Here is a 5,807-nt window from a genome sequence, read left to right on the forward strand (position 1 = left end):
GGCGGCATCGGCGCGGCGCGCAACGGCGTGGCGGCGGCGTCACGCATGGCGCCGGCCAGCATCGCCAGCCCGTCCTCATCGGCCAGGTCGAAGCCGCGCGCGTTGCGGCGGTCCCCGAACAGGGCAGGGGGGGCGGCGATGCGGTCATGCGGCCGGCCGACCGGGCTGAGCGCGGCGGCGGCCTCCACCGGATCCTCGAGCAGCGCCGCGACCGGCACCGCCTTGTCATGGATGCGGTTGACGAAGGAGGTGTTGGCGCCGTTCTCCAGCAGCCTGCGGACCAGATAGGCCAGCAGCGTCTCATGCGTGCCGACGGGGGCGTAGATGCGGCAGGGGCGGCCGAGCTTCTCCGCGCCCACCACCTCCTCATAGAGCGGCTCGCCCATGCCGTGCAGGCACTGGAATTCGTACTGTTCCGGCGTCCAGCGCGCGGGGTCGGCCATGCTGTGGAGGGCGGCCAGCGTCAGCGCGTTGTGCGTGGCGAATTGCGGGAACACCGCGTCGGGTGCCGCCAGCAGCTTGCGCGCGCAGGCGAGATAGGCGACGTCGGTGTGGATCTTGCGCGTGTAGACAGGAAAGTCGGCGAGGCCGTCGAGCTGCGCGCGCTTGATCTCGCTGTCCCAATAGGCGCCCTTGACCAGCCGCAGCATGATCCGCCGCCCGGTGCTCCGCGCCATGTCGATCACCACGTCCAGGACGTAGGGCGCGCGCTTCTGGTAGGCCTGCACCACGAAGCCGATGCCGTTCCAGCCCGCCAGCGCCGGGTCCTGGCAGAGGCCCTCCAGCAGCTCCAGCGACAGTTCCAGCCGGTCCGCCTCCTCGGCATCGATGTTCAGGCCGATATCGTAGCGGCGCGCCAGCAGCGCCAGCTGTTGCAGCCGCGGCAGCAGCTCGGCCAGCACGCGGGCGCGCTGGGCGCGGGCATAGCGCGGATGCAGCGCCGAGAGCTTGATCGAGATGCCCGGCCCCTCGATCAGCCCGCGCCCGGCCGAGGCGGCGCCGATCGCATGGATCGCGCGCTCATAATCGCCGAGATAGCGCGCCGCGTCGGCGGCGTTCATCGCCGCCTCGCCCAGCATGTCGTAGGAGTAGCGGAAGCCCTTGGCCTCCAGCTTGCGGGCGCGCGACAGGGCGGCGTCGATGGTCTGGCCGGTGACGAATTGCTCGCCCATCAGCCGCATGGCGATGTCGACGCCGCGGCGGATCACCGGCGCGCCGGCGCGCGCCAGCAATTTTGTCAGCGCATCGCCCAGCCCCTGGCTGGTGTCGCCCTGCCCGGTGAGCCTGCCGGTGACCACCAGCCCCCAGGTCGCCGCATTGACGAAGAGCGAGGGCGAATGGCCGAGATGCGCGCGCCAGTCGCCATGGCCGAGCTTGTCGCGGATCAGCGCGTCGCGCGTCGCCGCGTCGGGGATGCGCAGCAGGGCTTCCGCCAGGCACATCAGCGCGATGCCCTCCTGGCTGGACAGGGAAAACTCCTGCACCAGCGCCTCGACCCCGCCGCGCTGCGGCTTGGCGCGCAGCGCCTCCACCAGGCGGCGGGCGAGTGCCCCGCTGGCCTCGCGCTCGGCCGGCGAGAGGCGGGCGGCCTCGATCAGCGGCGGCAGGCACTCCGTCTCCGGCCGGCGGGTCGCGGCGGTGACGGCGCGGCGCAGCGCGTCGCGCGGCGCGACATCCGCCAGGAAGGCGGCGAAGGGGGCGGGGGAAGGGGCGTCGGCGGGGCGCATCCAGGCTCTCCAGCTTCCGGCGCGGCGCCGGGATCTGCTGGAAATGCTACGTCGTGCCGCGCCGGATCCCTACGTGACCTTTGGGGCGTTTCACCATACGATCCACGGTTCGTGATGCTTTGAACCGAAAGACGTAAGGCAGTGGATCGGATCGACCTCAGGATCCTGGACATCCTCCAGCGCGATGGCCGCATCACCAATCTGGAACTGGCCGAGCGCATCGGCCTCTCCCCCGCCACCACCAGCGAGCGCTTCCGGCGGCTGGTGAAGGAGGGATATGTCACCGGCTTCGGCGCGCGGCTGGACCCGCACCGGCTGGGCTTCGGCCTGCTCGCCTTTGTCGAGGTGCTGCTGGACAAGACCACGCCCGACGCCTTCTCCCGCTTCGCCGAGGCGGTGAACCGCGCGCCGGAGGTGCTGGAATGCCACATGGTGGCCGGCGGCTTCGACTATCTGGTGAAGGTGCGGCTGAAGGATATGAGTGCCTATCGCCACTTTCTGGGCGAGGTGCTGCTCAGCCTGCCGGGCGTCAAGGAGACCCGCACCTATGCGGTGATGGAGGAGGTCAAGGAACACGCTCCCCTGCCGCTCGCCCAATTGCCACTCGCCTTGCCGCGCGCCGGCTGAGGCGCGCGGGGTGGAGGCGCTCGCCGCCTATGCCGGGCTGTTCCTGGCCGCCTTCGCCGCCGCGACGCTGCTGCCGGCGCAATCCGAGGCGCTGCTGGCCGGGCTGCTGCTCTCCGGCCGCTACGGGACGGCGCTGCTGATCCTGAGCGCCGCGGCGGGCAATGTGCTGGGCTCGGTGGTGAACTGGCTGCTCGGCCGCTCGGTCGAGCGGTTTTCCGGGCGGCGCTGGTTCCCGGTGAAGCCGGCGGCGCTGGAGAAGGCCAAGGCCTGGTACCGCCGCTGGGGCCGCTGGAGCCTTCTTCTCAGTTGGCTGCCGGTGGTGGGCGACCCGCTGACCCTGGTGGCCGGGGTGCTGCGCGAGCCGTTCTGGGTGTTCCTGGCGCTGGTGACCATCGCCAAGCTCGGCCGCTACCTGGTGCTGGCGGCGCTGGTGCTGGGCTGGGCCGGCTGAGACGCGAGAAGGCAGAGAGGGCGCCCCTGTGGGGCAGGGGCGCCCTCTCCCCTGGGGTCCGCCCGGCAGAGCGGACCCCGGGCACCGGCGGCGGGGAAGGGTATGGGTCCCGCCGCCGGCGCGACCGGTCAGAAGCGGTAGGTCGCGGTGGCCAGCACGCGCTGGCCGATGCCGCGCTGCGCGCCCTCGGCGCCGGGCGAGAGCAGCGAGCGCTCGGCGTAGTTGTACTCGACACCGACATCGAGGTCGGGCACCGGCGACCACACCAGATTGGCGATCACCTGGCCCAGCGTGCGGTTCTGCAGATTCTGCGTGCCGGCCGAGAACTGCTTGGCGTAGCTCGGATAGCTCAGCCGGGCGAGGCCGCCGGCCACCGTGCTGCGCACATTCTGCGTCCAGAAATGCTGGTAGCCGATCGTGCCCACCGAGACCTTCACCAGGTCGAGCGAGGCGTTGCGCGCATCGATGCCGGGCAGGCCCACATCGCTGGTGGCGCCGGAGCCCAGGATGTCGAGATAGCGGCCGACACCCTCGCCATAGGAGACGCGGCCGAAGGCGCGGCTCTTGCCCACCGTGTTGAGCGAGGCGTTCAGCGACACGCCGAAGCCCCAGGCCTCGTCCGAGAAGCGCTCGTCGCGGATGGCGCTGCCCTTGTTGGTGTAGTCGATGCGGCGCAGCAGGCCCTGCAGCGCGACATGGCCCCAGGCGCCGGCGGTCATCAGCCGCGCCGTCAGGTCGGGGATGCGGTTGACGGTGACCGAGGGCACGGTGCCGTCGGAATCCGGCACGCGGGCGCCGGCATTGTAGGTGAAGTCGCTCAGCGGGTTCTCGAGGCCGATGGCGAAGCTGGCACCCCCGCCGAGCGGCGCGGTGTAGCGGATCTGCGCCTGGCGCGGACCGCCGAGGCCCAGGAAGCTGAAGCTGTCGAGGAACTCGCCATTCACCGTGTCGCCGAACAGCGTCGTGGTCTGGCCGAGGGTGAAGCCCGCGAACTCGACATAGGCGTGGCGCAGGCGCGGGATCCAGTTGTTCTGGCTGGAGGTGCTGGCGCTGGACTGGGCGCCGGCGAAATCCATCTCCAGCACGCTGCGGGCGACGCCGTGGCTGGTGTTGGTGCGGGTCTCGACGCCGAGGCGCGAGCGGCGGGCGCCGAACTGGAAATCGCCGCCCTGGCGCGCCGCCGGGCCGCGGGTCAGCGGCACGGAATTGGCCGACTGCACGTCGGAGCGGTTGCGGCCCTCGACATCGCGCGAGCCGGTCAGGCGCACGAAGCCGTAGAGGCGGACCGAGGTCTCGGTGCCCGGGATGCGGACCGAGCGCGGGAAGCTGCCGGTCAGGTCGGTCTGCTGCGCCAGGCGCTCCGCGATCTGCTGCTGGGCGGCGCGCGCCTCGGCGGCGGCGGCGGCGTCACGCTGCTGCTGCGCCTCGATCGTGTTCAGCCGGCGCTGCAGCGCGTCGATCTCCTGGCGCAGGCTGGCGGTGCCCTGCGCGGCGGCGGGCTGGGCGAAGGCGAGGGCGGCGGCCAGCGCCGCGCCGCCGAGCAGGCCATGGCGAAGTGTCGCGCCATGGCGCGGGGCAAGCGTTTGGGACACGCAATCTCTCCGGAAACGGGCCCGCGGCGCGAAGGGCTGTGCGCGCGGGCGGCAGGCGGAAGGGCGCCGCCGCATGTCGGTGCGGCAGGCCGCCCGGCCAGGCTGCGAGGGTCCGGCAGGTGCGGCCCTCCCGGGGGGCGGGAGGGGCCGGCGGGATGGACGGGGCGCATGCGCGGGCGCCCCGTCCGCCCTGGTCCTGCCTTGGCCCTTGCGGGCCTTGCCGTGGCGGCAGGACGCTTTTCCGCCGCCAAGCTTGCGTGAAGCTGACAGGATGAACAGTTTTTCAGGATTGCGGGAGAGACGGGCACTAACTAAACGCGGCGGAACAGGACGGGTTTCCGATGCGCATTCTGTTGACCGAGGATGATGCCAGGCTGTCTGATCTGCTGGGGCGTGGGCTTCGTCAGGTGGGATGGTCTGTCGATACTGTTGCGACCGCCGAAGAGACTGGGCTGGCGCTGGCATCCTCCCGCTATCATGCGCTGGTGCTGGATCTCGGCCTGCCGGATGGCGATGGCATGGCGCTGCTGCAGGCGCTCCGGCAGCGCGACCGCAGCCTGCCGATCCTGATCCTGACCGCGCGCGGCCGCCTCTCCGACCGGGTGAAGGGGCTGAATGCCGGGGCCGACGACTACCTGGTCAAGCCCTTCGCGCTGGAGGAGATGGTGGCGCGCATCGCCGCCGCCTGCCGCCGCGCCGACCGCCCCGCCGAGACCGAGCTGCGCCTGGGCCGTGTCGCCCTGGCCCCGGCCGAGCGGACCTTCAGCGTCGATGGCGCGGTGCAGAAGCTGCCGCGGCGCGAGATGCTGGTGCTGGAGCTGCTGCTGCGCGCCCGGCACCGCCTGGTCAGCAAGCCCTATCTGGAGGAGAGCCTGGGCGGGCTCGGCCGCGAGATCGGCGGCAATGCGGTGGAGGTGCATGTCTCCCGCCTGCGCCGCCGCCTGGCCGAGCTCGGCACCGGGCTCGCCATCCGCGCCGAGCGCGGCCTCGGCTACCGGCTGGTCGAGGCGGACCAGGACCAGGCGGCGTGAGGGGCCGCCCCGGCTCGCTGGCCGCCGGCGCCACCCTGGCCTTCCTGGCGGCGCTGCTGGCCGCCGCCCTGGCGCTGGTCGGGCTGCTGGCGCTGCGCAACGACCAGGCGATGCGCCAGCTGGAGAACCGCGCCCTGACCGAGCGGGCGCAGAGCATCGCCCGCCACCTCTCCTTCGCCCCGGAGCGCGGCTGGCGGCTCGATCTGCCGCCCGACATCGCCGCCGCCTTCTCCAGCCTCTACGGCCGCGCCGCCTATGCGGTGGTGGACCAGCATGGCGACTACCTGCTGGGCAGCAACACCGACACGCCGCTGCTGATCCCCTCCGACGCGGCGCGCGGCCCGGCGGCGCCGCAGCCCTTCGCGCTGCGCCGCGACGG

General features: G+C 72.3%; 6 protein-coding genes. 4 read left to right on the forward strand and 2 right to left on the reverse strand.

Going from position 1 to position 5,807, the window contains the following annotated elements:
• The coding region (locus tag HMPREF0731_RS18480) for a proline dehydrogenase family protein (RefSeq protein WP_007005721.1) at positions 1-1,727 on the reverse strand (1,727 nt) is incomplete at its 3' end.
• A gap of 141 nt (positions 1,728-1,868) precedes the next feature.
• Between HMPREF0731_RS18480 and HMPREF0731_RS18485 the strand changes: the two genes are divergently transcribed.
• Both HMPREF0731_RS18485 and HMPREF0731_RS18490 read left to right on the forward strand, forming a co-directional pair.
• On the forward strand, positions 1,869-2,354 hold the full coding sequence (locus tag HMPREF0731_RS18485; protein ID WP_007005722.1) for an Lrp/AsnC ligand binding domain-containing protein: 486 nt from the start codon (positions 1,869-1,871) through the stop codon (positions 2,352-2,354).
• A gap of 10 nt (positions 2,355-2,364) precedes the next feature.
• Complete coding sequence (locus HMPREF0731_RS18490; protein ID WP_007005723.1) at positions 2,365-2,805, forward strand: YqaA family protein; 441 nt, start codon at positions 2,365-2,367, stop codon at positions 2,803-2,805.
• A gap of 128 nt (positions 2,806-2,933) precedes the next feature.
• On the opposite strand, the gene HMPREF0731_RS18495 is transcribed toward HMPREF0731_RS18490, so the two are convergent.
• Positions 2,934-4,397, reverse strand: a complete 1,464-nt coding sequence (locus tag HMPREF0731_RS18495; RefSeq protein WP_007005724.1) for a DcaP family trimeric outer membrane transporter — start codon at positions 4,395-4,397, stop codon at positions 2,934-2,936.
• A gap of 341 nt (positions 4,398-4,738) precedes the next feature.
• Between HMPREF0731_RS18495 and HMPREF0731_RS18505 the strand changes: the two genes are divergently transcribed.
• Positions 4,739-5,428 (forward strand): response regulator transcription factor, encoded by a 690-nt coding sequence (locus HMPREF0731_RS18505; RefSeq protein ID WP_007005725.1) that lies wholly within the window; start codon positions 4,739-4,741, stop codon positions 5,426-5,428.
• Positions 5,425-5,807: sensor histidine kinase N-terminal domain-containing protein (locus HMPREF0731_RS18510; RefSeq protein ID WP_007005726.1), on the forward strand; the 383-nt coding region annotated here is incomplete at its 3' end. The genes HMPREF0731_RS18505 and HMPREF0731_RS18510, both read left to right, overlap by 4 nt.

Origin of the sequence: Pseudoroseomonas cervicalis ATCC 49957, from assembly GCF_000164635.1 — a bacterium.
In the GTDB taxonomy this organism is placed as follows: Bacteria; Pseudomonadota; Alphaproteobacteria; order Acetobacterales; family Acetobacteraceae; genus Pseudoroseomonas; species Pseudoroseomonas cervicalis.

Bases quoted from the DNA above. Each gene is read 5' to 3' on its own strand.
- HMPREF0731_RS18505 (WP_007005725.1), top strand. From the start codon at position 4,739: ATGCGCATTCTGTTGACCGAGGATGATGCCAGGCTGTCTGATCTGCTG.